A 26,131-nucleotide genomic window follows, 5' to 3' on the forward strand; every position below is an offset into this window, starting at 1 on the left:
AGTTGTGGCACGATTCGTATGTGCTGGTCGTATTAGCCCTCGCTGCCGTAGCCGTCATCGCCGGTGTCACGATGGTCGCCATGGGCCGAGGAGGTGAGCTGAGTGAGTTCGCCCCCGACGTGCCTCCGCTGGACCTGCCCAAGGGCGGCCAGCTCGGTGCTGTCGACTTCATGGCACTCCAGCTCCCGGTGAGCCTTGTCGGCTATCACACCCAGAGCGTGGACGAGACGCTGAACCGGGTCGCCGGCGCCCTGAGCGAGCGAGACACCAGGATCGCCGTGCTGGAGCAGCGGGTGTCCGAGCTGCTCGCCGGCAGGCTCCAGGCCCGCCACGAGCTCAAGGGCGGCCTGTCCGCCGCTCTGCACGAGCTTGAGGCGCCGTACGAGCTCTCCGGCCACGGTAGGTCCACGGTGGGCGAGGAGCGTTCCGGCGGGTCGTCCGCCGTTTCGCTCGTCGAGAGCGAGGTGTCGTACCGGCTCCCCGACGCGGCCGGGCCCGCGGTGGGCGAGGAGCCTTCCGGAGCCTCGCCGGAGCCGTCCTCCGGTGCCGTCGGTGTCCACCTCGATGAGCGGCCCGGGAAGAACGAGAAGGAGGAGCCTCGTTGACCGAGACCTCGCGCCCCGTTGTGCCGGTGGCACCCGTGGAGCTCGTGGCACCCGTGGCACCCGTGGAGCTCGTGCGCTGCGGGTGGGTGACCTCGGCCCTCGACTACGTCGCCTACCACGACGAGGAGTGGGGTCGCCCGGTCACCGGTGACGACCGGGTGTTCGAGCGGATCACGCTGGAGGCGTTCCAGTCCGGCCTGTCATGGATCACGATCCTGCGTAAGCGGGAGAACTTCCGTGCCGCCTTCGCGGGATTCTCCATCTCGGCCGTGGCCGCCTTCGACGAGCGGGACGTCGACCGCCTGCTCGGAGACGCGGGCATCGTCAGGAACCGGGCCAAGATCGAGGCGACGATCGCCAACGCGAGGGCCGCGCTCGGCATCGGCCTGTCCGACCTCGTCTGGAGTCACGCGGACCCCGGCGCGCCGGTCCCGAAGATCCCGGCGGACCTGCCCGCCCAGACCCCCGGTTCCAAGGTGCTGGCCAGGGAGCTCAAGTCACGCGGCTTCCGTTTCGTCGGCCCGACCACCGCCTACGCGCTGATGCAGGCCATCGGCCTCGTCAACGACCACCTGGCCGACTGCTGGACACGCCGCGCCTGACGGCCTCCCCGCCGCGAGCGAGGGGAGCCTCGCGCGAGCGCCGCACCGTCCGCGCGGCCGGGCTCCGTTGACGCCGGGAGTTCCCCGCCGGCACGTACGCGGCGGTTCGGCGGGGTCATCCGTGGCGACGGCCGACCGGTTCCCGGCGGGCACCGGCCAAAGGTCGTCAGTGGCCCCGGAAGAGTCGTCAGTGGCCCTGGAAGACAGGGCGCTCCTTGGCGAGGAAGGCGCGGGTCGCGTTCAGGTGGTCGTCGGTCTTGACGCAGGCGTCCTGGAGGTCGGCTTCCAGCTCCAGGGTCTCGGCCAGGGAGGCGGACGCGGCGAACCGCAGGGCGTGCTTGGCCGCCGCGTAGGCGCCGGTGGGGCCCTGCGCCAGCCGTACGGCCAGCGCGCGGGCCGCGGTGTCCAGTTCGTCGGCCGGGACGACCTGGGAGACGATCCCGAGTTCGAGCGCGCGGGCCGAGCCGAGGGGCTCGCCGAGCAGCAGCAGCTCGGCCGCGCGGCCCGCGCCGACCAGGCGCTGCAGGGTCCAGGAGGCGCCCGAGTCCGGGGCCAGGGCGATGCCGGAGAAGGCCATCGCGAACCTGGCCTTCTCCGAGGCGATTCGCAGGTCGCAGGCGAAGGCCAGCGCGGCGCCCGCGCCCGCGGCGACACCGTTCACCGCCGCGACGACCGGTTTGTCCATCTCGGTGATCGTGCGGACGATCGGGTTGTACTGCGTACGTACCGTGTCGTTCAGGCCCCGGCCGGCCTCCAGGTTCGCGGCGTGCTCGCTCAGGTCCTGGCCGGCACAGAACGCCCGCCCCGCCCCTGTCAGCAGTACCGCCCGCACCGCGCGCTCCTGCGACGCCGCGGTCAGCGCCTCCAGCAGGGCGGCCCTCGCCCGAGAGGTCAGTGAGTTCATCGCCTCCGGCCGGTTGATGACGATGGTGGCGACGGCGTCGTCGATGGAGTGGAGAACGTCGTTCAACAAAGGCTCCTTCAGGCTTCTCGGCTCCGCGTGCTACGGCTCGCCGAGGTGGCGGTCGACGAAGGCGGCGGCGGCTGGGAGCAGCCGTCCGGCCTCGTGTTCGAAGTAGATTCTGGCCTGCTCCCCCGGCCAGCCTCGCGGCAGGAGCTCGGTTGGGAGCCCGGGGTCGCGGAACAGGAAGTTGCGCCAGCCGTGCAGCAGCCTGCTGCGGGCGGCGAACACCCGGGCGTCGCTCGCGCCGTCGGGCAGCTCGCCGATCAGGTCCATCGCCTGGGCCAGCCAGCTCTGGTAGGCGGCACCGATGCCGTCCAGGTCCCATGTCCTGGCGACCAGTGCCGCGGGGTCACCGTCGAGCACCGCGTCGAACCGGTCGGCGCCGACGCCCCCGCCGCCGAGGATCGTTTCCAGCTCGGGGGAGGGCCGGGGCCCGATCCAGGTGGTCTCGGACAGGGGGGCGTACCCGATGAAGGACAGCTCGGCCCGCAGGCGCTCCCTTCTGGACCGCTCGCGCACGGGGCCGACCACGAGGATGTGCCACCGGCCGTTCCAGGGGATCGTCCCAACTCGGTAAATTCTCAGCGCGGCTTCGTCGAGGCGGCGCACGCACTTGGGGGTGACCTCGTAGCCGGGGCCCCGAGGCAGCCGGGCGGGCGCCAGCCAACCCTGCCGTACCATCCGCGAGACGGCGGTGCGCACGGCTGGGGCGGCGATGTCCAGCGGGGCGAGCAGTCGAACGAGGGCGGCCACGGACGCACGACCGCCTCGGGATCTGAGGTGGTCCCCGTACAGATCGAAGAGAGCGGCGCGGGCGTTCACGAGGACAAGTTTGGCCGTCTGAGGGGTCTCGGACAACGGTCTTGATCGCCGGATGAGCCGACGCTGAGACTGATCGTTCCCATTCTCCGTGCGGAGGCGGGATAATAGGACATCACAGAAGACGTGAATGCGTCGGCCACCCTCGGGTCAGTCGGAGATCCGGAGCCCGAAGCAGGAAGGGATACACGCATGGCGGCTATGAAGCCGAGGACCGGTGATGGTCCGCTGGAGGTCGTCAAGGAAGGCAGGGGGATCGTCATGCGGGTTCCTCTGGAGGGTGGCGGCCGCCTCGTCGTTGAGCTCTCAGCGGACGAGGCAAGCGCCCTTGGTGAGGAATTGAAGAAAATCGTCGGTTAATCCCGACCTAAGACAGAGCGGCGGAGCCGGGCCCTATTTGAGCTTGCTCGGGGAGCATGACACCTTCGATGGCCCGCGCGACCGACGATGAACACGGCCCTGGCCGTCGGACCGCCTCACGGCGGCTCGCGCCAGGGCCGCGGTGTTCTCCCCGGTGTTTCTCTCCTGCCGGGCCTGATGACTGGAGTCACCCCATGCCTATCTCCCCTTACCTGCTCCTACCCCGCGTGCCCTACGCCCAAGGGCTCTTCACCGGGCAGGACGCCCAAGGGCTCTTCACCGGGCAGGACGCCGAGACCGAGTCTTTCGGCGACGCCGAGTTGCTGGCCGTCCCCTTCGCCGAGGATCTCGCACCCGAGATCGGGCTACCGGTGCCCGCGGCGGCGTTACTGGCCCACTACCAGGCCAAGGGCGAGGCGGGTGAGATCGTCGAGGTTCCCGTCACGAACGGTGACGTCGTGGGCCGGGTGCTCCTCTACGGGGTCGGAGACGGCTCGGCGACGGCCCTGCGCAAGGCCGGCGCCGCGGTGGCGCGGCGAGGCAAGGGCAAGGACGCGATCAGGATCGTGCTGCCCGGCGGGCCGGTGGCGGCCTTCGTGGAGGGCGCGCTGCTGGCCACGTACACCTTCAGGGTCGGCGAGGCGAAGTCCCCGGTGACGACGCTCGAACTCGTCGGAGACGGGGTCGAGGCGGAGGTCGCCGGCGCGGAGGTGATCGCCGGGGCCGTCGCGCTCGCCAGGGATCTGGCCAACACCCCTGCCTCGGTGAAGTCGCCCGCCTGGCTCGCCGAGCGCGCCGCCGAGCAGGGCGTCGCCGCGCGGGTGTGGGACGAGCGGGAGCTGCGCTCCGGCGGCTTCGGCGGCATCCTCGCCGTCGGGCAGGGGTCGGTGAACCCGCCCCGGCTGATCCAGCTCTCCTACGAGCCCGAGGGCGCGACGCGCCACGTGGTTCTGGTCGGCAAGGGCATCACGTACGACACCGGCGGCCTGTCGCTCAAGCCGACCGCCGGCATGGTGTTCATGAAGACCGACATGGCCGGCGGAGCGGTGGTCATCGCGGTCCTGGGCGCGCTGGCCTCGCTCGGTGTGCCGATCCGGGTCACCGGCCTCGTCGCCGCCGCCGAGAACTCCTTCTCGGGTACGGCCCAGCGTCCCTCGGACGTGATCACGCAGTACGGCGGCCGGACCGTGGAGGTGCTCAACACAGACGCCGAGGGCCGCCTGGTACTGGCCGACGCGCTGGCCTACGCCGACGCGGAGCTGGACCCGGACGTCATGGTCGACGTCGCCACGCTGACCGGGGCGATCAGCATGGCCCTGAGCAAGAATCTCGGCGCGGTCTTCGCCTCCGACGACGCGCTGGCGGGCGCGCTGGTCGAGGCGGGGGAGGCCAGTGGGGAGCGGCTCTGGCGGATGCCGCTGATCGAGGACTATCTTCCCGCGCTCGACTCGTCGGTGGCCGACCTGACCAACATCGAGGCCGGATCGACCTACGGCGCGGGTTCCGTCACCGCGGCGCTGTTCCTGCGCGAGTTCACCGGCGGGCGGCCCTGGGCACATCTGGACATCGCCGGCGTTGGCCGTAGCGGCGCGGACGAGGGTCTCTTCAGCAAGGGAGCCACCGGGTACGGCGTGCGCCTGTTGCTCGAATGGCTGGCGGGGCTCCAGGAGCGGTGATTCCGCGGTGAGCGGGATTCTGTGGTGAGCGGTGATTCTGTGGTGAGCGGTGATTCTGTGGCCGGCGGGACGGTGCCACCGTCCCGCCGGCCCTTGGCCGGGTAAGCGCGGGAGGCGTCAGTCGGCGAGCTTGACGGCAGCCAGGATGCCGTCTCCGAGAGGCATCATCAGCGGGCGGAGCCGCTCGTCGGAGCGGACGAGCTTGCCAAGCTCCCTGATGGAGACCGTGTCGGGGTCCCGCTGCGCGGGGTCGGCCACCCTGTTGCCCCAGAGGGCGTTGTCGAAGACGACGATGCCGCCGACCCGGAGCAGCCGGATGGACTCGGCCAGGTAGTCGGCGTACTCGTGCATGGCGCCGTCGCAGAAGACCAGGTCGTAGCCGCCGTCGGACAGGCGGGGGAGCACGTCGAGGGCGCGGCCGGTGATCAGGCGGGTCCGGCCGCCGGAGAATCCGGCCTGGGCGAAGCTCTGCCTGGCCAGCCGCTGGTGCTCCGGTTCCACGTCCACGCTGGTGAGCGTGCCGTCCTGGCGCATGCCGCGGAGCAGCCACAGGCCTGACACCCCGCAGCCGGTGCCGATCTCCACGACGGCACGGGCGTTGATGGCGGTGGCGAGGAAGCAGAGAGCGGCGCCGCCGCCGGGCAGGATCGGGGGCGCTCCCACCTCCGCGCCGCGCATGCGCGCGGCCAGCAGGATGTCGTCCTCCCTGTGGAACTCATCGGCATAGGCCAGAGTGGCCTCCAACGGACTTGTCGGCGTCTCTGCCATCGGCCTCTCCTCCCGCTTTCTCCGTACACAGTCATATAGGCGCTGGGTCGCAGCCTAAGGGAGGCAGGCCCGATCGGGAACTCATGTCGCCCCCGGTGCGTTGCACGGTTTAAGCGGCCTTTGCCGGTCCTGAAGGTAGTCAGTGCGCACGAAGGGACGAAACCAGGCACTATGGCGATAGCGGTGGTCCCGGAGAGAGGAGTGCTGGTGGACGAGCCTGACCACCAGACCGAAGCTCCCGTGTCTGATTGGACGCCTCCTACATGGGAGGAGGTGGTCCGGGCGCACTCGGCGCGCGTGTACCGGCTGGCCTATCGGCTGACCGGCAACGTGCACGATGCGGAAGATCTCACACAGGAGGTCTTCGTCCGGGTCTTCAGGTCGTTGTCGAACTACACGCCAGGCACTTTCGAGGGCTGGCTGCACCGCATCACCACCAACCTGTTCCTCGACATGGCGCGGCGCAGGCAGCGCATCAGGTTCGAGGGACTCGCGGACGACGCCGCCGAGCGGCTGCGCGGGCGCGAGCCTTCTCCCGCACAGGTGTACGACGACACCCATCTGGAGCCCGATATCCAGGCGGCACTCGACGCGCTCGCGCCCGAGTTCCGCGCGGCCGTCGTTCTGTGTGACATCGAGGGGCTGTCCTACGAGGAGATCGCGGCGACGCTGGGTGTGAAGCTCGGCACGGTTCGAAGCAGGATCCACCGTGGGCGGGCGCAGCTGCGTGAGGCGCTGGAGCATCGTGCGCCGCGGAACGATCCATTCCCCCCGAGCGTTACTCACGGGGAGGAATTCGCATGAGAAATCACAGTCATGACGAATGTCACGACGAGCCACTTGGCAAGGAGTGCGCATGAGTCATCTAGGAGAACGCGTTTCCGCACTGGTAGACGGTGAGCTGAACCACCACGAGCGCGACCGAGCCCTGTCGCATCTGGCCTTCTGCGCCGACTGCCGGGCCGAGGTCGACGCCATGCGAGCGCTGAAGAGCCGGTTGCGGTCCCTCGACGGGCCCGCGATGCCGGCCGACCTGACGATGTCCCTGCTGCGGATGGCGGAGCCCGGCGGCCCGCTGCCCCCGCGTGAGCGCCCCTTTCCGGCCCCGCGCACCTTCGGCGGAGCGCCCATTCCGAGCATGCACAGCGTCGCTCCCCCCGACAACCGTCCCCGGGGCCGGGCCGGAGGCCCTCGCCGCACGCGAAGGGCGGGTTACGTCGCGGTGGGCGTCGCCTCGGCGGCCGTGGCGATCGGCACGCTGTTCGTGGTAGGCGGGGCCGACCCCAACCCGCGTGTCGTACCGCCGGTCGACATGTTCGCCAACCAGCACAGGAACACGGCACCCTACGGCGGATCGGCGACGCCGACCTTCTCGCTCACTCCGTGATCCGGCTGCCCGCCACGGTCATCCTGGTGGCTGTCATGCTGCTGGGGCTGGTGACGGGCGGTGCGGTGCACGCTGCGAGGACCTCGCAGGTCGTGCCGCCGGACGAGGCCGAGAACGAGGACACCGGCCTGCACCTGCTCCGTGAGGCGGCGGTCGCGGGCCGGACCCGTGGATACTCGGGCACCCAGTACGTCATGGTCTGGGGCGCCTCCGGCTCCGCCTCCGCGGTGCTGGAGGTGCACAACGTCCCCGGAAAAGGGTTGACGGTGCGCACCGAGCCCTCGGGCTCCGTGCAGAGCGCCGATCCCGGCACCCCCGCCGGAGGCATGTCCAGCCCGTCCGAGATGATGCTCAAGGTGCTGGCCCGCAACTACCGGGTCGTGGCCGCGGGGGAGGGCCACGCCTGCGGGCGCCCCGCCCGCCTCGTGAACGCCCTGCGCGCGGACGGTACGGTCGCCGCCCGCTACTGGATCGACGAGGCCGCGGGGCTGGTGCTGCGCCGTGAACTCATGGACGCCAGGGGCCGGGTCGTCAACGTCGGAGCCTTCGTCGATCTGGCCCTCGACCCGGTGCCCAGGGGGGCGGTGCCCAAGGTGCCGCCGATGGCCCCCGGCGGCCTCGACCTCGTGGAGATGCCCCGCCTGCTGGACGCCGGCTGGCGTATACCCCGTGCCCTGCCGGGCCGCCTGGAGTTGTTCGCCGCGCGTAGCGCCCCTCCTGGATACTTATATCTGGGATATTCAGATGGATTGTCAGTTGTGTCGGTTTTTGTGCAGCCTGGGGTGCTTGATGAGGATCACCTCCAGGGTTGGCATACGGAACGGCGCAGCGGGCATACGATCTGGGTTCGAGGCCCGGCTGGGCAGGAGATGATCTGGGCGAGTGGGGGGCATGTCTATACAGTCTTCGCGGACGCGCCGGCCGACATGGTCGACGCGGCTGTCACGGCCCTGCCACACGAGAACGTTCCGGATCTCTGGACGAGGCTCGGCCGAGGTGCGAGCCGCCTGCTCTCATGGGTCAATCCCTTTGGATGACGTGTGTTTTACACATCTCGTATGCCGCTCGGGGGAAGATTGCCGGGTTGACCCGGTGAGTGGTCGTCTGCGAGGCGAGGAGTAGTGAGTATTCGATGACCGACGAGGCCCGTACCACCCACGGGGCGCACGATGCTGCGGGGCGTACGCCGTCGGACCTCACCGACGGTGGCCACGGTGCTCCGGAGTCTCGCCACGACGACTCCTCGGGTCCTGAGTTCTCCCGTCCCGAGTTCCTGCCCGCGGGAGAGGCCGCACCGGCCCAGGCCGAGCAGCCCGACGACGGCTGGAGCCAGCTGGGCGCCCCGCCGGGTCGCGACCGGTGGGGTGGGCAGCAGGGGCAACCCGAGCTGCTCCGTCACGACGACAGGGAAACGCCGACGGGTGAGGGCCTCCGGGGACAGGGCCATGCGGGGGAGAGCTGGGGCGACCCCTCCGGCAGACCCAGGTACGACACGGCGGTCTTCGCCTCCCAGTACGCTCCGCCCCCGCCGCCCAGCCAGGCGTTCGGCATGGGGCCGGGCTGGGCGCCGCCTCCCGGCGTCCCGGGGATGCCGGGAGGCTTCGGCGGCCCGGCACCCGCGGCGATCCAGCGCGGGCCACGCACGGTCACGCTGGTCGTCCTCGCCGTGGTGATCGCGTTGATCGCCTCGCTTCTCGGCAGCGTCGGCACCTATCTCCTCACCAAGCCGACCGGCTCGGGGCGCGACCCCTCCTTCAGCCTGGGGAACGCGCCGACCGGTTCCAGTGCCCGGCCCCCGGAGTCGGTGGCGGGTGTGGCCTCGAAGGTCCTGCCCAGCGTGGTCTCGCTGGCGGTCGAGGGCGGGACGAGTTCCAACACCGGTTCCGGGTTCCTGATCAAGGGCGGCTACGTGGTGACCAACAACCACGTGGTCGCCAGTGCCGACCCGAGCGGCCAGATCCAGATCCAGTTCAACAACCGCAAGTCCACCTCCGCCGTCGTCGTCGGCCGCGACCCCGAGTCAGACCTGGCCGTGGTCAAGCCGGCGGAGACCTTCGGCGCCCCGGAGATCACCCTCGGTAACTCCGACAACGTGGTCGTGGGCGACCCGGTCATCGCCATCGGCTCCCCGCTGGGCCTGAGCGGCACCGTCACCTCCGGCATCGTCAGCTCGCTCAACCGTCCCGTTCAGGCGGGCGAGGAGAACAGCTCCGACACCACCTGGCTCAGCGCGGTCCAGACCGACGCGGCCATCAACCCGGGCAACTCCGGGGGACCGCTGGTCAACGGCAACGGCGAGGTGATCGGCGTCAACTCGGCGATCGCCACGCTCGGCAGGTCGGTCGGCGGCCAGAGCGGCAGCATCGGCCTCGGCTTCGCCATCCCGGTGAACCACGCCCGCCGCGTCGCCCAGGAGCTGATCACCACGGGCAAGGCCAAGAAGTCGCGGATCGGCGTCGCCATCGACCCGACCTACCAGGGAGTCGGGGTGCGTATCGCGACCGAGCCCAGGGAGGGTTCCCAGCCGGTCGAGCCGAACGGCCCCGCCGCCCAGGCGGGCCTCAAGCCGGGAGACGTGATCCTGGAGGTCGACGGCATCGTGCTGCAGGACGGCAACGAGCTGATCGCGCTGGTCCGCAACAGGGCCCCCGGTGAGAAACTCTCGGTCAAGTACCAGCGCGGAGGCCAGGAGAACACCGCGACCGTGATCGTCGGCACCGCGCCGGACCAGCCCGCACCCGAACCTTCCTGAGCCGTCGGGCAGGGGCGCGTGCTCACGCCTGACGGTACTAGTCTGAAACCTCTCCGGTGTGTAGCCGGAGAGGTGCCCATGGCATCGTCCCGGTAGGAGATCACCGTGTTCGGACTCGGCTGGCCTGAGATCGTGGCGCTGGTGGTCATCGCCCTTCTCGTCTTCGGCCCAGAGAAGCTGCCCCAGGCCGCGGCCCAGGCGGGCAAGACGCTGCGCAACCTGCGCCGGATGGCCAACAACGCGAGAGACGACCTGCGGAGCGGTCTGGGACCGGAGTTCGCCGACTTCGACCCGGCCGACCTGAACCCGAAGAACTTCGTCCGCAAACACCTCACCGCCGACCTTGAGGACGACTGGAACGCCACCTCGGCCACCGCCACCGCCGAACCCGTCCCCTCCTACCCGGCGGGCGGCGAACTGGGCTACGGCGAGATCCCCCCGTACGACTCCGAGGCGACCTAGACCCCGCCTGGGCGATCGCAGTGGGCAAAAGGCCCGAGCAGTGAGCAAAACGCCCACCCAGGCAGCGGACAACAACCCAAGCGGCGGGCAAAAGGCCCACCCAAGCAGCGGGCAACAACCCAAGCGGCGAGCAAAACGCCCACCCAAGCAGTGGGCAAAAACCTAAGCGGCGGGTAAAAGACCCACCCAGGCGGCGGACAAAAGACTCAAGGGCAGGGCCTGGTCCGCCTCAGACGGCCGACGGCGGCGTCCCCCTACCGGGGGCGCCGCCGCCGTGTCGGAGCAGGTGCCGTCAGCCGCGCCGGGTGGGCGAGATGCCGAGTTGGAGGCCCTTGAGACTGGTCGACTTCTTGCTGAGGGAGCCTGCGACGCGGATCAGCTCGGCCGCGGCCGGGGCGTCCGGGTCGGTCAGCACGAGCGGCTTGCCCTCGTCGCCGCCCTCGCGCAGGCGTATGTCGATCGGCACCTGGCCGAGGAGCGGCACGCGGGCGCCGAGGGTGCGGGTGAGCGCGTCGGCCACGGTCTGGCCGCCGCCCTCGCCGAAGACCGAGACCCGCTCGTCGCAGTGCGGGCAGGGCAGCCATGACATGTTCTCGATGACGCCGGCGATCTGCTGGTGGGTCTGGACGGCGATCGATCCCGCACGCTCGGCGACCTCGGCGGCGGCCTGCTGCGGGGTGGTCACCACCAGGAGCTCCGCCGAAGGCATCCGCTGCGCCACGGAGATCGCGATGTCACCGGTGCCCGGGGGCAGGTCCATCAGCAGCACGTCCAGGTCGCCCCAGTAGACGTCGGCGAGGAACTGGTGCAGGGCCCGGTCGAGCATGGGACCGCGCCACACGACGGGGGTGTTGCCCTCCGGCTTGAACATGCCGACCGAGATGACCTTGATGTCATGCGCCACCGGCGGCATGATCATGTCCTCGACCTTGGTGGGACGCTCGGAGGTGCCGAGCATGCGAGGGATGCTGTGGCCGTAGATGTCGGCGTCGACGACGCCGACCTTGAGACCGCTCGCGGCCATCGCGGCGGCCAGGTTGACGGTGACCGACGACTTGCCGACACCGCCCTTGCCGGAGGCGACGGCGAAGACGCGGGTCAGCGAGCCGGGCTGGGCGAAGGGGATCTCCTTCTCGGGGCCCTTGTTGCCGCGCAGCTTGGTCTGCAGCGCCTTGCGCTGCTCGGCGCTCATGACATCCATCTCAACGGAGACGCCGGTCACTCCGTCGATCTTGGAGACCGCGCTGGTGACGTCTCGGGTGATGGTGTCCTTCATGGGACAGCCGGACACCGTGAGGAAGATCGCGACACGCACCGCTCCCTCGGGGGAGATGTCGACGCTCTTGACCATTTCGAGTTCGGTGATCGGCCGACGGATCTCAGGGTCGTTGACGGTCGCGAGAGCGGCCATCACCAGTTCCGGGGTAGGTGCCATCGAAGTGTCGGCAACGCGGCGTCACCCTGGGGTGACGGAGGATGCCGTCCCTCCTTGTCTGTTATCGATGAGGCGTCTCAGGGGCAGGAACTGCCCGTCGCGGCGCTCGTATGGCTTGGCGAGAGGCCGATCCCTTCAGGGAACGGTCGGCGTCGTAAGTCCATGGTATGAACCCCGGGACGCCGATAGGAATTCCGGCCCCGGCCATGGTCGCCGGATTCGGACAATTCACTGTGTAGATGCGCGTGCAACGTTCTAAGGTTACTGCGTGACCCTCACGGCGGGCGAGTCCAAGGAGAACGTCAGCTCGGAGGAGCTGACGCTCTGGCGCATGCTCCAACGAGCCCAGGTCCGCATCGCCCGGGTGCTGGAGACCGACCTGCTGGTCGAGCACGATCTGCCCCTGGCCTCCTACGAGGTCCTCCTGCAGCTCTCCGAGGTGCCCGAGCGGCGGCTGAGGATGAACGACCTGGCGGACAGAGTGCTGCTCTCGCGCAGCGGCCTGACCCGGCTCATCGACCGCCTCCAGCGTGACGGGCTGGTCGAGCGCGAGGCGTGCACCAGTGACGCGCGCGGCCTGTTCGCGGTCCTCACCGACGCGGGCGCCGCGCGGCTGGCCGAGGCCGGCCCCACCTACCTGCGCGGCGTCCGAGCCCAGTTCCTGGGCATGCTCGACACCGACGAGTTGCGCCAGTGCGCGGCCGTGCTGAACAGGCTCCTGCCGACCTCCGGCACCGACCCCTGCTGAGGCCTCGCGGCACGGAGCCACACGCCCCCTCACCGCCTCCGTCTCACCGTCTCCGTCTCCACCCGCCCGCGGCACCCGCCCGCGGTCACGCCTCCGTGAACGTCTGCGGCTCCTGGAGATCCTCCTGCAGGCGCTGCAGTTCCGAGCGGATGTAGTCGCGGGTGGCCACCTCGCCGAGCGACATGCGCAGGGCGGCGACCTCCCGGGTGAGATATTCCAGATCGGCCTGGTTCCGTTCCGCGGCCCTGCGGTCGTGCTCGTTCTGGACCCGGTCGCGGTCGTCCTGCCGGTTCTGGGCGAGCAGGATCAGCGGCGCCGCGTACGAGGCCTGCAGGGACAGGATCAGCGTCAGGAAGATGAACGGGTAGGGGTCGAACCGCAGTGACGGGGGGCCGAAGGCATTCCACAGGCCCCAGACGGTGACGAAGACCGTCATGTAGACCAGGAACCTCGCGGTACCGAGGAAGCGGGCGATCTGCTCGGAGAGCCGTCCGAACGCCTCGGGGTCGTAGTGGGGCCGGAGCCGCAGGCCAGGCTGTCTGGGCTGGTCGAGGCGATCAGCCATCCCTGTCCTCCCGAGGCCGGTCGTCCTGCTCGCGCCAGTCCTCCGGCAGCAGGTGGTCGAGCACGTCGTCCACGGTGACGGCCCCGACCAGGCGCCCGGCCTCGTTCACCACGGGAACCGCCACCAGGTTGTAGTTGGCCAGGTAGAAGGTCACCTGGTTCAGGGTGAACTCCGGCCTGATCGGGTCGAGGGAGGTGTCCAGGATGCTGCCGAGCAGTGTCGACGGCGGCTCGCGTAGCAGGCGCTGGAAGTGGGCCAGGCCGAGGAAGCGGCCGGTGGGTGTCTCGATGGGCGGCCTGGCCACGTAGACCTGCGCGGCCACCGCGGGTGTGAGTTCGTGCTGGCGGATGTTGGCCAGCGCCTCGGCGACCGTCGCGTTCGGCGGCAGGACCACCGGCTCGCTGGTCATCATCCCGCCCGCGGTGTTCTCCGGGTAGATCAGCAGCCGTCTGATCGGCGCGGCCTCCTCGGGCTCCATCAGCGCCATCAGCGCCTCGGCCTGCTCGGCGGGGAGGTCCTGCAGCAGGTCGGCCGCGTCGTCGGGGTTCATCTCCTCCAGCACGTCCGCGGCCCGCTCCGGGGAGAGCCGGCTCAGAATGCTGATCTGGTCCCGTTCGGGGAGCTCCTCCAGCACGTCGGCGAGCCGTACGTCGTCGAGGGCCGCCGCCACCTCGACCCGACGCTTGTCCGGCAGCTCGTGCAGCGCCCCCGCCAGGTCGGCGGCGCGCATCGACTCGAAGGCGACCAGCAGGTTGGCGGCGCCCTGGTCCTTCTGGACGGCGCCGAAGCCGCGGACCTCGGCCCAGTCGACGATTTTGGTCGCGCCGCGCCGGCGCAGCGCCATGCCGGGTGTGCTCGGGACCACCGCCACCTTGGTGACCAGCCACTCGGCGCGCCCGGTCTCCTCCATGGCCAGGTCCAGGACCGTCATCCGCTCGCCGCCGACCTCCACACCGAGGTCGAGCAGCTCGGCGACGGCCAGGGTCTCGGTCGCCCGCTGCTCGAATCTGCGCATGTTGAGCTGGCCGCCGAAGACGACGGAACCGGCCTGGGCGGACCGTATCCGGGTGATCGGCAGGAAGACCCGGCGCCTGGGCTGCACCTCGACGACCAGCCCGTGCACGTGCGGCGGCGCGCTGCCGGCGATGGCCACCACCACATCGCGGACCCGGCCGATCTGGTCCCCGGCGGGGTCGAAGACCGGGGTACCGGCGAGACGCGCGATGAAGATCCTCACATTCGAAGCGTAGGCCGCGTCTCGGGCCAACCGGCTGCTGCCACGCTCCCCGGCTCACATGCCGGATTTGATTTGCTGGCCAGTATCCCAACATGACAGCATCAAAGGTGCATAACGGTAATTACGAGAATGGTGCTTCATGAGACGTGCAGGACTGCTGATCGCGCTCGCCTCGTCTCTGTGTTTCGCCTTCTCGGGCCCCATGGCCAAATACGTGGGCGCGGCCGGGCCGGCCCCGCTGGAGGCGGTCTGGGTACGCATGGCGGGCGCCGGGCTGCTGCTCGTCGGTGTCCTCGCCGTGGCCAGGCCCTCGGCCCTGCGCATCCCGCGCTCGCGGCTGCCGTTCCTGGCGGCGTACGCGGTGATCGCGGTCGCCGGCGTGCAGGCGCTCTTCTTCGCGGCGATCACCCGGCTGCCGGTCGGCGTCACCCTGCTGATCGAGTACACCTCGCCGGTGCTGGTGGTGCTCTGGGTACGGTTCGTCCGGCGGGTACGGCTGCCGCGGGCGGCCTTCGTCGGGGCCGCCATCGCCGTGGTCGGGCTCGGCATCGTGGTGGAGGTCTGGTCGGGTCTCGCCCTAGACCCGGTGGGACTGCTCCTCGCCTTCGCCGCGGCGGCGTGCTGCACCGGCTACTTCCTGCTCAGCGACAGCTTCGGCGACGACGTCGACCCGCTCGGCCTGGTCGCCTGGGGCCTGCTCGGCGCCGCCGTGGCGCTTGTCCCGATCTCCCGGCCCTGGGACATCCCCTGGGAGGCGTTCGGCACCACGGCCACGCCCGCGGGCGGCTACACGCTGCCGGTGGCCGCGGCGCTGGTCTGCCTGATCGTGGTCGCCACGGTCGTCGCCTACATCCTCGGCGTCATCGCGGTACGCCGCCTGTCGGCCGCCATCGGCTCCACCGTCGCCTCGCTCGAGGTCATCGCCGGGGCGGTGGTCGCCTGGATCCTGCTGGGCGAGGCGCTCGGCCCCTTTCAGATCGCGGGTGGCGTGATCGTGCTGATCGGCGCCTACCTGGCCCAGCGGGCCACGGCCGTGTCGCCCGCGTCCGTGCCGGAGGTCAGGGAACCGGCTCCCGTGGGGTGAGCCGTATCACCTGGGAGCCGGCGGCCCAGCGCTCCACCAGCCTCGCGCCGTCGGGGGCGTTGAGCCGCTCCTTGGCGAGCGCGGCCACCGCGTCGGCGGCCTCCACCTGGTCGATCACCTCCACGCCGGCGTCGAAGGCCACCAGGCGCCCGCCGTTGTCCTTGCTGCGCAGCGTCACCCGTACCTCGCCGGCCTCGGCCAGCCCCGGCAGCGGCTGCTCGCCCCCGCCGGTGACCAAGTAGATCGCCCCGTCGTGCCAGGTGTGCCAGGCCAGCCGGGGCCGGTCCAGCGACAGCCATAGGACGCTCGACTTCTTCGCGCCCTCCTCGATCACACCCATGAGACGAATGTACGGCCTGTGCCTCCCCGAGGGGCGATACAGGCCGCACACATCGCGAGGTCAGCGCCGGGAGAGTTTCCAGGCGGCCGGGAGCAGGCCGGCCGCGACGATGATCTTGAGGGCGTCGCCGACCAGGAAGGGCAGCACGCCCAGGGCGAGCCCCGTGGCGAGGTCCACCCCGGCGACGGCGACGAGGACCGGCAGGCCGAAGGCGTAGATGACCAGGTTGCCCAGGATCATCGTGCCGACGGTGCGCGGGACGGTGCGGTCGCCGCCGCGCTCGGCGAGTTTGCCGACGAGGCCCGCGGCGGCGATGAAGCCGATGACGTATCCGAAGGAGGCCCCGCCGAAACCGGAGGCGCCCTCGGCGAACCAGGGCATGCCCGCGACACCGGCCAGCAGGTAGAGCGCCATGCTCGCCACCGCGCGGTTCATGCCGAGGGCCGCGCCGATGAGCACGACCGCGAAGGTCTGGCCGGTGACCGGGACGGGTGAGCCGGGCAGCGGGAAGCTGAGCTGCGCCGCCAGGCCCGTCAGGGTGGCGCCGCCGACCACGAGCGCGACGTCGCGGGCACGGGAGCCCGGGATGAGGTCGGACAGTACGGCGGGCCTGGCCACAGAAGAGGCGTTTGCCATCGTGCGTGTCTCCTTTGCAGATTCTTGATGCTCATTCTTCTGGCAGCTCGGGTGGAGGCCCTGCGAGATCACCGCCAAGAACGGGGGGAGGTCTTTGTACGGACGCCATAGCGCCGCCCTGCCACCGATCTGCTTTCGGGCGGGCGTTAACGTGTGCCCATGCGTTCTCGACGTTCGTGTCTCGCGGTGCCCGGCAGCAACCCCCGATTCCTGGAGAAGGCCCAGGGGCTCCCGGCCGACGAGATCTTCCTCGATCTGGAGGACTCCGTCGCGCCCCTCGTCAAGGAGGGGGCGCGGAAGAACGTCGTGGCGGCCCTGCGCGAGGGCGACTGGTCGGGCCGGACGAGGGCCGTCAGGGTCAACGATCTCGGCACCCAGTGGACCTACCGCGATGTCATCGAGGTCGTGGAGGGTGCCGGGGAGTTCGTCGACTGCCTGATACTGCCCAAGGTGGAGGACGAGGCCCAGGTGATGTGGCTCGACACGCTGCTCACCCAGATCGAGAAGGCGAACGGTCTTCCGGTCGGCAGGATCGGCATCGAGGCCCAGATCGAGAGCGCCAAGGGCCTGGTGAACGTGGACGCCATCGGAGGCGCGTCCCGGCGTCTTGAGACGCTCATCTTCGGCCCGGCCGACTTCATGGCCTCGATCAACATGCGGACCCTGGTGGTCGGTGAGCAGCCGCCCGGCTACACCGAGGGAGACGCCTACCACTACATCCTGATGCGCATCCTGATGGCAGCCCGGACGCACGACCTGCAGGCCATCGACGGCCCGTACCTGGCGATCAAGGACCTGGACGGCTTTCGCCGGGTGGCGGGGCGTGCCGCGGCACTGGGCCTCGACGGGAAGTGGGTGCTGCACCCGACCCAGATCGAGGCCGCGAACGAGGTGTTCTCGCCGACGCAGGAGGACTACGACCACGCCGAGCTGATCCTCGACGCGTACGACTACTACACGACCGTCGAGAGGCGCGGCGCGGTCATGCTCGGCGACGAGATGATCGACGAGGCGTCCAGAAAGATGGCACTGGTGGTGGTTGCGAAGGGCAGGGCCGCCGGTCTCGTGCGAACCACGGCCTTCACACCACCCACGGCCTGACACCGACGGTGTCGACGTGACGGTGTCGACGTGACGGTGTCGACACGAGGGTGGGCCGCGGTGGCAGGTAGAGGTGAGCCAGGGGCCATTGGCCTCGGGAGACCAGTGATTCAGGATTTTTGTGGACAAACTATGACGATTCAGGCGCCTAGCTGATAAATCTGACTAGAGAGGTCTCGTCATCACGGCCGGGACGTGTTGCTCTTGACTGTGTACGGCCGAGATCCGGTCGGTCGGCCGCAGGAGGTGATCGTTTCCGGAGAACGGGGTAGTAGTAGGGTCGCGTGCGATTTGCCGCATCCGTAGGGATTGCGGCCTACCGTTACGGAGACGACTGGAACGGTCCGGGGTGGTGACTCCGGGCTGAAACGGGCTTCCTGCGAGGAGGTGCTGAGCGTGGCCTCGGGCCCCCACGACCCGCGCTCGCGAGAGTGGCCGGCGGATGACGGCGGCGTTCACGACGACGCCATGCGTGAAGGCAGGTCCCAGGAGCCACACGCGTCCCCGCCGACGATCCAGCACTCCCCACCAGGCCCCTCCGGTGACGACGCGCTAGGGCTTCCCATGGCCTCCCCGTGGATGCTCCCGCCGTTCGCGGCCCCGACCCCGGACGACGGCGAACCGCCCCAGGCCCGCCCTGAAGGTCTCGGCGGCGAGCGTCGCCGTCCGTACGCCCAGCCCTACGCCCCCACCCCGTACCCCGGGCAGTCGTTCCCGTCAGAGCCCCCCACCGCCGATTACCCCCTCATGGGCTCACCGCCCGCCGAGGAACCCGCGGAGGAACGGGGTACGGGGTGGGGGCGTAGGGCCACACCGGAGCAGGGACGCCCGCGCCTGGTGGACCGTCCTGACCTGCTGGTCGCCTCGGGGCCGACGCCCGAGCGCAGGGGCAGGAGGAGGGCGGACCGGCCCGATCTCCTGGTCGCCTCGGGGCCGGCCCGCGAGCGGGGGGAGGACGGGCGGACAGAGTCCCCGCAGCCACCGCGGCCCGCGTCCGAGGACAGGATCAGGGTGCGGCCGAGCATTCCGGCGACGCCCGAACCGGCGCCCACTCCGGCGCCCACTCCGGAGCCCGGGTCGACGTCCGGGTCGACGTCCGGGTCGACCCCCGAACAGGGGAGAGCACCCGGTTTCGAACCGGAGCCGGGACCCGAGCCCGAGGGGCTCGTCGCGCCCGTCGAGGACGCTTTCGAGCCCGTGCGCAGGGTGGGGCGCCCGCCCGGTGGCCGGCCCGCCCGGCCCGACCTGCTCGTCGCGGAGGGCCCGCCCGGCAGGCGGGGCCCGAACGGCGGGCGGCATCACCGCCCGGCCACCGCGCCCTCCGCGGTACGCCGTTCCAGCCCGACGCGGCGCAGGCGTGGCAGGGGCCTGGCGATCCCGTTCCTGATGGTCCTGGTCCTCACCGTCACGGTCGGCGGCGGCCTGGCCCTGTGGGGCTGGGTGAGCAGCCCGTTCGCCACCGGTCTCCGACTGGTCGGCGACGAGGCGGGCTCGGGCGACGACAATTTCGTGCCGCGGGCCGGTGTCGGCGGCAACGGCTCCAACCAGGTTCTCAACGCGGTGGCCTCGGTGGGCTCCGTCATGGTCGCGGTCGGCAGCGACACCACCAGCCCGGTACCCAGACCGTTGTTCCTGGTCTCTCCCGACGGCGGCACGACCTGGCAGCTGGGCAGGATGACCGGCCCCGCGGGGTACGAGACGGGACCGACCACGGTGGGCCGGGTGGCGGGCGGCGACGGTCGCTGGCTGGCGGCGGGCAACGACCCGCTCGGCTCGGGGCACGGGCTGTGGACCAGCTCCGACGGCTACAGCTGGACCGCGGCCGACCCCGGTGATCTGGGCGCCTTCGCGCGCGGGGACAAGATCATGGACCTGGCCAGGACCGACTCAGGTTTCGTCGCGGTCGGTGCGGCCGTGCTGGAAGACGGCACCACCGGGGCCGTCGCCTGGGTCTCTCCCGACGGGCGCGCCTGGAAACGGGTGGCGACCAGGGAGATCGGCATGCCGGACAAGGTGCGGGGTATCAAGGCGGTCGCCGCCAGGGGTGACACCGTGGTCGCGCTGGCGGACCCGGCCCAGGGGCAGTCCACCTCGGTCATCCTGCGCTCGGCCGACGGGGGCGGGAGCTGGCAGCGGACCGGTGCCGCGCTCAACGGAGTCATCCCCGAGCCGGGCGCGCTGGCCGTGGCCGCCGGGGGGTTCGTCCTCGTACCGACCCAGCAGCGCAGCGAAAAGGGCGAGGTCCGCGTCTACTGCTCGCCCGAGGGCACCGACTGGAAGGCCTGCGGGGCCATCACCGGCCTGGGGGCCGACGGTTCCGGCGTCAGGCGGCTGGCCTCCTCCTCGGCGGGGGTGGCCGCGGTCGTCGAGTCGGGCTTCGAGCGCTACACGGTCCACACCAGTCAGGACGGCCAGGACTGGAGCAAGACCACGGACCTCGGCGAGGTGCCGGGCTCGCTGCGGGCGCTCGCCCTGTCCGACACCGGCACGCTCGTCATCGGTGGCGACGAGCGCGCCGCCGACGTGGACAACAGGGTGGTTCTCATCACCGCGCCCAAGGGCGGGGAACCGAGGTCGGTCTCCCTGGGGAGTATCGAGGGCCTGGCCAGGGCCGCCCGCGAGACGGCCAGGGTGGCCGCAGGTGACGGCAGATTCGTCGCGGTGGGGGCCGTCTCGGGCGATGCCGGTATCTGGAGCAGCGCCGACGGCCAGAGCTGGAAGGTGGCCGGGCCGGAGCAGCTCCTCGGCGGCCCGAGGCGGCAGGCGCTCGCCGACGTCGCGCACGGCAGGCGGGGCTGGCTGGCCGCGGGCAGCACGATGACCGACGCCGCCTCCACCGAGCCGCTGCTGCTCACCTCTTCCGACGGCGAGAGCTGGCGCAGGGTTCCGGTGCTGGGTTCCCTCGCCCCGGCGGGCGACCACGACTTCCTCGCCCCGCACGCCGTGGCGGCGGGCCCTTCCGGTTACGTCATGGCGGGTGAGGACCAAGGTCCCGCCGCCACCGTGCCCGTCCTGTGGTTCTCAACCGACCTCAAGCGCTACTCCAGGGCGGCCAAGCTTCCCGCGGGCGGTACGGGCGTGCGGCTGCACGACGTCTCGGCGACCTCGTCCGGGTACGTGGCCGTCGGCGGCACCGGCACGGCCGAGCGCGAGACCGGGGTGGTCTGGGTGTCGGCCGACGGGGTCAACTGGAGCGCGCGCAAGCCGGTCCTGCCCCCGGGGGCGACATCGGCGGGGCTCCGGCACGTGGTCCTTTACGGCGGGGACATCGTCGTGGCGGGCACGGCCAGGACGGAGGACGGCCAGAAGGCCTTCGGCGCGGTGTCCGCGGACAACGGGACGAGTTGGGAGTTCTCCTGGCTCCCCACGGATGCCGCGTCCGCCGTACAGGATCTCGCCGCGACGCCGGAGGGCGTGGTGGCCGTGGGCTGGCACGGGGTTCCCGGAGAGGGCGACAGCGCGGCCTGGACCTCGGAGGACGGGCTGAACTGGCAGCTCCATACCCCCAGCCAGGGCAGGCTGGAAGGCGACGGAGCCCAGTGGCTCGGCGCGGTGGCGGTCCTGGGCGGCCAGGTCGTGGCTCTGGGCCGCTCCACCACCTACAGCGCGGACCACCTCACCCTGTGGCGCTCCAAGCTCACCTCGACACGGTGAGGTGGGTCCCGCGTCACTCACCTCGACGCGATGACCGCCCATTCGACCAGCGCGTCCAGCAGGCCGGGGGCGAGCGGGAGCCGCCGGAGCTCCGCGCGGGTGACCCAGCGGACGTCCGCGGCGTCGTCCCCGGCGGCGAGCGTGCCGCCGGAGACCTCGGCCAGGTAGTCGCGGATCTCGTAGACGGCACCACCGGGGCCGGGGCGGTCGACGGTTCCCGCCAGGCGCCCGGGGACGACGACCAGGCCGGTCTCCTCCAGCACCTCCCTGGTGACCGCCTCGGGGTCGGACTCGCCCGGCTCGACCCGGCCACCCGGGATGGACCACAGCCCCATACCGGGCGGGCGGCCGCGGCGGACCAGAAGCATCCGCCCCGCGCCGTCGAGAATGATCGCGCCGACACAATTTACGCGCACGTGAACAATATTACGGTGTGATAATGACCAGGCCTCTTGACGGATGGACTGTCGAAGAAGCAGCGTGGGTAGGCGTGAAAGCCGCCCCTACATGCCCACGCTGTTTCGGCCCGCTCCGTCCGCCGAGTGCTTGGTCAAGCTCCTGGAGATGCGGTCCCCACGGCGATGTCCTGCCGTTCCAGCCACCCATGCCTCCCTCCGCCGCCGCTGTGGAGGCCATCACCCGCACCTCCCGTGTCCCCGTCTGGGTCCCCTGGCCGCTGCCCACGGGATGGCTGGTCACCGGGTTCGCCCACGTGGGTGACGAGCGCAGCGGCGTACGGGCCACGGTGGTCGCGGTCTCCGGGCCCTCGCTGACCTACGGGCCCGCCGATCTGCTGCTCATCGCCGAGGAGCCCGGGGTCGGGCTCGGCGCGGCGTTCGCCGGGCTGAAGAGCACCGATCCGGGCAACGGGTTCGACAAGGGGCCACCGCACGCCAAGATCGACGTCAAGGGCCACCCGGCCGCCCTGTGGTGCGTCACCGCCGCCCCCGACCGAGCCGTCTACGCGGGTGAGGCGCTGGGAAACTGGCTCTGGGCGGTCGTGTGGCCCGCCGAGGCCGGTTACCTGATAACCCTGGCCGAGCTGTCCCTGCGCGATCTGCGCGACCAGGACCAGACCCTCGACCTGCCCTTCGGGGCGTTTTCCCCGCGCCTGGAGGCCCCGGCCCCCTGACCGCCCGCTCGGTATGCGAACCCTTGACCGTTCCGTCCGAACCGGAGGGCGGGGCGAGGCAGTAAAGTTCAGAAGCGTGACAGCGCGTATCGAGCGAGTGGTGACCGAGGGCGTCGTCGATGTCGACGGCGTCGAGCACAAGGTCGAGAACAACACGTGGATCCTGGGCGACGACGAGGATGTCATCGTCATCGACCCCGCGCGCGACGCGGAGGCGATCCTGGAGAAGGTCGGCGAGCGGGAGGTGCTGGCGATCATCTGCACCCACGGTCTGCCCGACCACGTGGGTGCGGCCATCGAGGTCGCGGCCAGAGATGAGGCGGTGATCGCCTTGCACCCCAAGGACAGGCCGCTGTGGCGGCTGACCTGGGCCGACACCTGGCCGGACATCGACATGGAGGACGAGGGCCTGTTCGAGGTCGGCGGCGTTCATCTGGAGGTCATGTCCACCCCGGGCGTCTCCCACGGTGGCGTCTCGCTCTACTGCGAGGCCCTCGCGACGGTCTTCACCGGCAAGACCCTCCAGGCCGACGGCCCCGGCAAGATCGGCGGTGAGTATCCCGCCCTGGCCGACCAGCTGACCGCCATCGGCGGACGGCTGTTCACCCTGCCCCACGGCACCCGGGTGCTGCCGGCGCACGGTGAGGAGACGACGATCGGCGATCTGGAGCCTCAGTTCGACGCCTGGCTCTCCGGCTCGCTGACCCGCGGGGTGGAGGCCCAGGAGGAGGGGCCACTGACCGATGGCACGCGCGCGGCGGGAATCCGGCTGAATCTCCGGGACGAATAGCCCTTGATGGACCAGCTTCCCCTGGAGGGCATGCCGCGGCGGCTGTACGCCTGCACGCCGTCGCGGCTGAACAACTGGCTGGACTGCCCCCGGCGCTACCGGTTCACCTACATGGACAGGCCCGCGCCGCAGAAGGGCCCGCCGTGGGCGCACAACAGCGTGGGCGCCAGCGTGCACAACGCCCTGGCCGCCTGGTGGCGCGAGCCGTACGAGCGGCGCACGCCCGAGGTCGCCGTCACCCTGCTCACCAGGGGGTGGATCGGCGAGGGCTTCCGTGACGCGGAACAGTCGGCCACCTGGCGTGACCGGGCCGGGGAGATGGTCCGCGGATACGTGGCGAGCCTCGACCCCGCCGCGGAGCCGGTCGGCGTCGAGCGTACCGTCGCCACGCGCACCTCGGTCGTCGCCCTCTCCGGCCGGGTGGACCGGCTCGACCGGCGGGGCGAGGAGCTGGTCGTGGTCGACTACAAGACCGGCCGGCGCCCGCTGACCGCCGACGACGCCCGTTCCTCGCTCGCCCTGGCGGTCTACGCCATCGCCTCCTCGAAGATGTTGCACCGACCCTGCCACCGGGTCGAGCTCCACCATCTGCCGACCGCCTCCATCGTGGAGTGGGAGCACACCGACGAGTCGCTGGCCCGGCACCTTGGCCGCGCCGAGGAGATCGCCGTCGAGGCGTCCGAGGCCGACGAGCGTTACCGGGCGTGGTCGGCCACCCACCCCAGCAGGACGGGCTCGGCCGCGAGGAGGACCAGGGGGGCCGAGCGGACTCCGCCCCCGGTGCCCCCCGAGATCGACGCATCCTTCCCGCCCCGTACGGGTCCCCTGTGCTCGTGGTGCGACTTTCGCCGCCACTGCCCGGAGGGCCAGGCCGCGGGCGGCGACCGCGAGCCGTGGGACGCCCTCGCCGACTGACCACGTGGCGCGTCGTCAGTTCGGCGCCGGCTCGGTCGTCGCGGCCCACCTCGCCGACGCCCTCGCCGGCTGACCGCGTGGCGCGACGTCAGGCGGTGCGGGGCAGCCGGTCCGGCCAGCGGCGCGGGTCGGTCAGCCCCTTGAGCCCCCTGGTCATGTCGTAGCCCGCCGAGGCGAGCCGCTCGCGGGAGGCTCTGAGCATCTCGCGGGTGCCGGGCGTGAACGCCCGGTCGTGGACGTGCTCGGGAAGCGAGTTCATGGCCAGCCGGAACGCCTTCAGCGCCGCCGTCACCGTGCCGGGCGGCACCTCGGGCAGTACGCCGTACATCCGTCTGGCCCAGTCGGGCAGCGAGTAGTAGCAGAGCGCGCCGAAGGCGAAGTAGGCGGGTTCGCCGGGGGCGAGGGCACGCAGCCCGGCGGGCAGCCGCGGCCACAGCAGGAAGCGCACAGTGGACGCGGCCTCGGGGGTGACCCTCAGCGCCGGGCGGACCGAGGCGAGGTAGCCCTCCAGCTCCGCCAGGGAGCCGGGCACGTCCTCGGCGTGCAGGCCGACGTAGGTGGCGCTGCGGCGCTGCTCGGCCAGGTAGCGGTCGGCCTGGCGGTCGCTGAGCCCCAGGCCCGCCCGCCGTGCCACGGCCAGGTAGGAGGAGACCTCCGCGCAGTGCACCCAGAGCAGCAGTTCCGGGTCGTCCACCCGGTGGGTACGGCCGGTGTCGGGATCGTCGATACGGAGCCGCCGGTGGATTCCCCGGACGCGGCGGCCGATCTCGTCGGCCTCCGCGGGACTGCCGAAGGTGACCCTGCCCACGAAGTCCGCCGTGCGGCGGAGCCTCCCGAACGGGTCCTGCTGGAAGTCGGAGTTCTGCCAGACCCCGCGCATCGCGAGGGGGTGCAGGGCCTGGAGCATGAGGCCGCGGACCCCGCCGACCCACATGGAGCGGTCGATGTGCACCAGCCACGTCGCGGTGTGCGGAGGCTGGACGACGATGTCTTCGATACTCGCCATGGTAAGTAAATCATTACATGGCATTCGACGACTCGTCCAACAGGGGTCCCCTGGTGGAAGATCCCAGGTGACATGAGGGCAGGGGTCCTCCAGTGGAAGACCCCAGGTGACATGCGGGCAGGGGGTCTCCCCGAAGGAAAACCCCAGACGACATGCGGGAGATCAGCTTCTCAGCCGGTTTTCCGCGGCGTTCCAGAAGCGGACGAGTGCGGCGGCCGTGGTCTCCGGGGCCTCCACCGCGGGGGAGTGGGCCGCGCCGGGGACCACCACGCAGTCGGCGTCCAGCCGGTGGGCCATCTCCGACTGCATACGCGGTGGCCAGCCGTCGTCGTGCTCGCCGTACAGGACCAGGGTGGCGACATCGACCTGTGTGAGCTCGTCGCATCGGTCAGGCGCGGAGAGCACCTCCTCGGTCATCGTGGCCATACCGGTGGGCGAGTTGGCGAACAGCCGCTTGCGCAGGAAGGCGATGATCTCGTCGGACACCCCGGCGGACAGGGCCTCGGGCTCCATCCGGGTGTGCCACAGGTGTTCCAGACCGAGGTCGGGCAGCTCCGAGAGCATGATGCGGCCCGCGTGCTCGCGGGGCCCGACGATCGCGCCGGGCCCGGAGCTCATGAGCGTGTAGGACGCGAACCGGGTACGGCCGTCGATGACCGCCTCCCGGGTGACCAGGCCGCCGAAGGAGTGGCCGACCAGGTGGATCGGGCCTTCGTGGCCGAGCAGCTGGGCCAGAACGTCGACGTCGTTGCCGAGCGCGGCACAGGTGTAGAGGCTCCTGTCGTCAGGGCCGCTCGACTCGTACTGGCCTCTCATGTCGATCGCGACGACCTGGCGGCCCGACTGGGCGAGCGTCTGCAGCACCGCGATGAAGTCTTCCTTGCTCCCCGTCAGACCGGGGACCAGCAGGGCCGGCCAGCGCTCGGGAATGCCGCTGACGGGCAGGGCCTCCAGGGCGGCGAAGCTGCCCACCGCCGTCTCGATCTGGCGAGAGCGAACGCCAGGAGGCAGGGTCAGAAAACGCGGCGTACTCACGTGGCCCCACGATACCTCTCTTGGTGACATCGCTCCGTGCGTCCGGGAGCGCGAAAAG

Annotated in this window: 27 protein-coding genes; 16 read left to right on the forward strand and 11 right to left on the reverse strand. The window is 70.9% G+C overall.

Features of this window, described 5'->3' with window-relative positions:
- Nucleotides 1-20 precede the first annotated feature (20 nt).
- Entirely contained in the window at nt 21-605 is a 585-nt protein-coding gene (locus OIE13_RS36015) for a hypothetical protein (RefSeq protein WP_326644569.1), read from the forward strand.
- Nucleotides 606-649: 44 nt separating this feature from the next.
- Nucleotides 650-1,207 carry a DNA-3-methyladenine glycosylase I gene (locus OIE13_RS36020; RefSeq protein ID WP_442811720.1) on the forward strand — a complete coding sequence of 186 codons (558 nt, stop codon included), beginning with the start codon at nt 650-652 and terminating at the stop codon, nt 1,205-1,207.
- Between the two features lie 187 nt (nt 1,208-1,394).
- Here OIE13_RS36020 and OIE13_RS36025 read toward each other — a convergent pair whose 3' ends face one another.
- Together OIE13_RS36025 and OIE13_RS36030 are read right to left on the reverse strand one after the other, a co-directional pair.
- Nucleotides 1,395-2,177, reverse strand: a complete 783-nt coding sequence (locus OIE13_RS36025; protein ID WP_326644567.1) for an enoyl-CoA hydratase-related protein — start codon at nt 2,175-2,177, stop codon at nt 1,395-1,397.
- A gap of 33 nt (nt 2,178-2,210) precedes the next feature.
- Nucleotides 2,211-2,993: a PaaX family transcriptional regulator gene (locus OIE13_RS36030; RefSeq protein WP_326644565.1), complete on the reverse strand. Its 783-nt coding sequence runs from the start codon at nt 2,991-2,993 to the stop codon at nt 2,211-2,213.
- A gap of 189 nt (nt 2,994-3,182) precedes the next feature.
- Between OIE13_RS36030 and OIE13_RS36035 the strand changes: the two genes are divergently transcribed.
- Together OIE13_RS36035 and OIE13_RS36040 are read left to right on the forward strand one after the other, a co-directional pair.
- On the forward strand, nt 3,183-3,350 hold the full coding sequence (locus OIE13_RS36035; RefSeq protein ID WP_084195322.1) for a DUF3117 domain-containing protein: 168 nt from the start codon (nt 3,183-3,185) through the stop codon (nt 3,348-3,350).
- Between the two features lie 194 nt (nt 3,351-3,544).
- Entirely contained in the window at nt 3,545-5,026 is a 1,482-nt protein-coding gene (locus tag OIE13_RS36040; protein WP_326644561.1) for a leucyl aminopeptidase family protein, read from the forward strand.
- A gap of 117 nt (nt 5,027-5,143) precedes the next feature.
- Here the strand turns inward: OIE13_RS36040 and OIE13_RS36045 are convergent, their stop codons facing one another.
- Nucleotides 5,144-5,794, reverse strand: a complete 651-nt coding sequence (locus OIE13_RS36045; RefSeq protein WP_326644559.1) for an O-methyltransferase — start codon at nt 5,792-5,794, stop codon at nt 5,144-5,146.
- Between the two features lie 171 nt (nt 5,795-5,965).
- Here OIE13_RS36045 and sigE point away from each other — a divergent pair, with 171 nt between their 5' ends.
- The 5 genes from sigE (at nt 5,966) to OIE13_RS36070 (ending at nt 10,395) form a co-directional block, all read left to right on the forward strand.
- Nucleotides 5,966-6,598 carry an RNA polymerase sigma factor SigE gene (gene sigE / locus OIE13_RS36050; protein ID WP_326644557.1) on the forward strand — a complete coding sequence of 211 codons (633 nt, stop codon included), beginning with the start codon at nt 5,966-5,968 and terminating at the stop codon, nt 6,596-6,598.
- Between the two features lie 52 nt (nt 6,599-6,650).
- Entirely contained in the window at nt 6,651-7,181 is a 531-nt protein-coding gene (locus OIE13_RS36055) for an anti-sigma factor family protein (protein ID WP_326644555.1), read from the forward strand.
- A complete protein-coding gene (locus OIE13_RS36060; protein ID WP_326644553.1) occupies nt 7,178-8,218 on the forward strand; it encodes a sigma-E factor regulatory protein RseB domain-containing protein in 1,041 nt (346 codons plus the stop codon). Before OIE13_RS36055 ends, OIE13_RS36060 begins: the two co-directional genes overlap by 4 nt.
- A gap of 95 nt (nt 8,219-8,313) precedes the next feature.
- On the forward strand, nt 8,314-9,933 hold the full coding sequence (locus OIE13_RS36065) for a S1C family serine protease (protein WP_326644551.1): 1,620 nt from the start codon (nt 8,314-8,316) through the stop codon (nt 9,931-9,933).
- A gap of 105 nt (nt 9,934-10,038) precedes the next feature.
- Nucleotides 10,039-10,395, forward strand: coding sequence for a sec-independent translocase (locus OIE13_RS36070; protein ID WP_326644548.1), 357 nt, complete (start codon nt 10,039-10,041; stop codon nt 10,393-10,395).
- Between the two features lie 292 nt (nt 10,396-10,687).
- Here the strand turns inward: OIE13_RS36070 and OIE13_RS36075 are convergent, their stop codons facing one another.
- Entirely contained in the window at nt 10,688-11,830 is a 1,143-nt protein-coding gene (locus OIE13_RS36075) for an Mrp/NBP35 family ATP-binding protein (RefSeq protein WP_326644546.1), read from the reverse strand.
- A 268-nt stretch (nt 11,831-12,098) separates the two neighbouring features.
- Here OIE13_RS36075 and OIE13_RS36080 point away from each other — a divergent pair, with 268 nt between their 5' ends.
- Complete coding sequence (locus OIE13_RS36080; RefSeq protein ID WP_326644544.1) at nt 12,099-12,578, forward strand: MarR family winged helix-turn-helix transcriptional regulator; 480 nt, start codon at nt 12,099-12,101, stop codon at nt 12,576-12,578.
- Nucleotides 12,579-12,663: 85 nt separating this feature from the next.
- On the opposite strand, the gene OIE13_RS36085 is transcribed toward OIE13_RS36080, so the two are convergent.
- A complete protein-coding gene (locus tag OIE13_RS36085) occupies nt 12,664-13,143 on the reverse strand; it encodes a DUF1003 domain-containing protein (RefSeq protein WP_326644542.1) in 480 nt (159 codons plus the stop codon).
- On the reverse strand, nt 13,136-14,380 hold the full coding sequence (locus tag OIE13_RS36090; RefSeq protein ID WP_326644540.1) for a magnesium transporter MgtE N-terminal domain-containing protein: 1,245 nt from the start codon (nt 14,378-14,380) through the stop codon (nt 13,136-13,138). Before OIE13_RS36090 ends, OIE13_RS36085 begins: the two co-directional genes overlap by 8 nt.
- Before the next feature lie 139 nt (nt 14,381-14,519).
- On the opposite strand from OIE13_RS36090, the gene OIE13_RS36095 reads away from it, so the two are divergent.
- Entirely contained in the window at nt 14,520-15,464 is a 945-nt protein-coding gene (locus OIE13_RS36095) for an EamA family transporter (protein WP_326644538.1), read from the forward strand.
- Here OIE13_RS36095 and OIE13_RS36100 read toward each other — a convergent pair.
- Nucleotides 15,439-15,804: a hypothetical protein gene (locus OIE13_RS36100; RefSeq protein ID WP_326644537.1), complete on the reverse strand. Its 366-nt coding sequence runs from the start codon at nt 15,802-15,804 to the stop codon at nt 15,439-15,441. The two genes, OIE13_RS36095 and OIE13_RS36100, sit on opposite strands and share 26 nt — an antisense overlap.
- A gap of 60 nt (nt 15,805-15,864) precedes the next feature.
- Nucleotides 15,865-16,440 carry a biotin transporter BioY gene (locus OIE13_RS36105; protein ID WP_326644535.1) on the reverse strand — a complete coding sequence of 192 codons (576 nt, stop codon included), beginning with the start codon at nt 16,438-16,440 and terminating at the stop codon, nt 15,865-15,867.
- Nucleotides 16,441-16,599: 159 nt separating this feature from the next.
- On the opposite strand from OIE13_RS36105, the gene OIE13_RS36110 reads away from it, so the two are divergent.
- Both OIE13_RS36110 and OIE13_RS36115 read left to right on the forward strand, forming a co-directional pair.
- The gene (locus OIE13_RS36110) at nt 16,600-17,541 is read left to right on the forward strand and encodes an HpcH/HpaI aldolase/citrate lyase family protein (RefSeq protein WP_326644533.1); all 942 of its coding nucleotides are present in this window, start codon (nt 16,600-16,602) and stop codon (nt 17,539-17,541) included.
- A 396-nt stretch (nt 17,542-17,937) separates the two neighbouring features.
- A complete protein-coding gene (locus OIE13_RS36115; RefSeq protein ID WP_326829355.1) occupies nt 17,938-21,195 on the forward strand; it encodes a hypothetical protein in 3,258 nt (1,085 codons plus the stop codon).
- A 17-nt stretch (nt 21,196-21,212) separates the two neighbouring features.
- Here OIE13_RS36115 and OIE13_RS36120 read toward each other — a convergent pair whose 3' ends face one another.
- Nucleotides 21,213-21,611, reverse strand: a complete 399-nt coding sequence (locus OIE13_RS36120; RefSeq protein WP_326644529.1) for an NUDIX hydrolase — start codon at nt 21,609-21,611, stop codon at nt 21,213-21,215.
- Between the two features lie 23 nt (nt 21,612-21,634).
- On the opposite strand from OIE13_RS36120, the gene OIE13_RS36125 reads away from it, so the two are divergent.
- The 3 genes from OIE13_RS36125 (at nt 21,635) to OIE13_RS36135 (ending at nt 24,032) form a co-directional block, all read left to right on the forward strand.
- Nucleotides 21,635-22,327: a DUF6758 family protein gene (locus tag OIE13_RS36125; protein ID WP_326644527.1), complete on the forward strand. Its 693-nt coding sequence runs from the start codon at nt 21,635-21,637 to the stop codon at nt 22,325-22,327.
- A gap of 76 nt (nt 22,328-22,403) precedes the next feature.
- On the forward strand, nt 22,404-23,117 hold the full coding sequence (locus OIE13_RS36130; protein ID WP_326644525.1) for an MBL fold metallo-hydrolase: 714 nt from the start codon (nt 22,404-22,406) through the stop codon (nt 23,115-23,117).
- Between the two features lie 6 nt (nt 23,118-23,123).
- A complete protein-coding gene (locus tag OIE13_RS36135) occupies nt 23,124-24,032 on the forward strand; it encodes a RecB family exonuclease (RefSeq protein WP_326644523.1) in 909 nt (302 codons plus the stop codon).
- An 88-nt stretch (nt 24,033-24,120) separates the two neighbouring features.
- On the opposite strand, the gene OIE13_RS36140 is transcribed toward OIE13_RS36135, so the two are convergent.
- Both OIE13_RS36140 and OIE13_RS36145 read right to left on the reverse strand, forming a co-directional pair.
- Nucleotides 24,121-25,038, reverse strand: a complete 918-nt coding sequence (locus OIE13_RS36140) for an oxygenase MpaB family protein (RefSeq protein WP_326644521.1) — start codon at nt 25,036-25,038, stop codon at nt 24,121-24,123.
- A 162-nt stretch (nt 25,039-25,200) separates the two neighbouring features.
- Nucleotides 25,201-26,073, reverse strand: a complete 873-nt coding sequence (locus tag OIE13_RS36145) for an alpha/beta fold hydrolase (RefSeq protein ID WP_326644520.1) — start codon at nt 26,071-26,073, stop codon at nt 25,201-25,203.
- Nucleotides 26,074-26,131 lie beyond the last annotated feature (58 nt).

The sequence above is a fragment of the Streptosporangium sp. NBC_01810 genome, assembly GCF_035917355.1.
Classification (GTDB): Bacteria; Actinomycetota; Actinomycetes; order Streptosporangiales; family Streptosporangiaceae; genus Streptosporangium.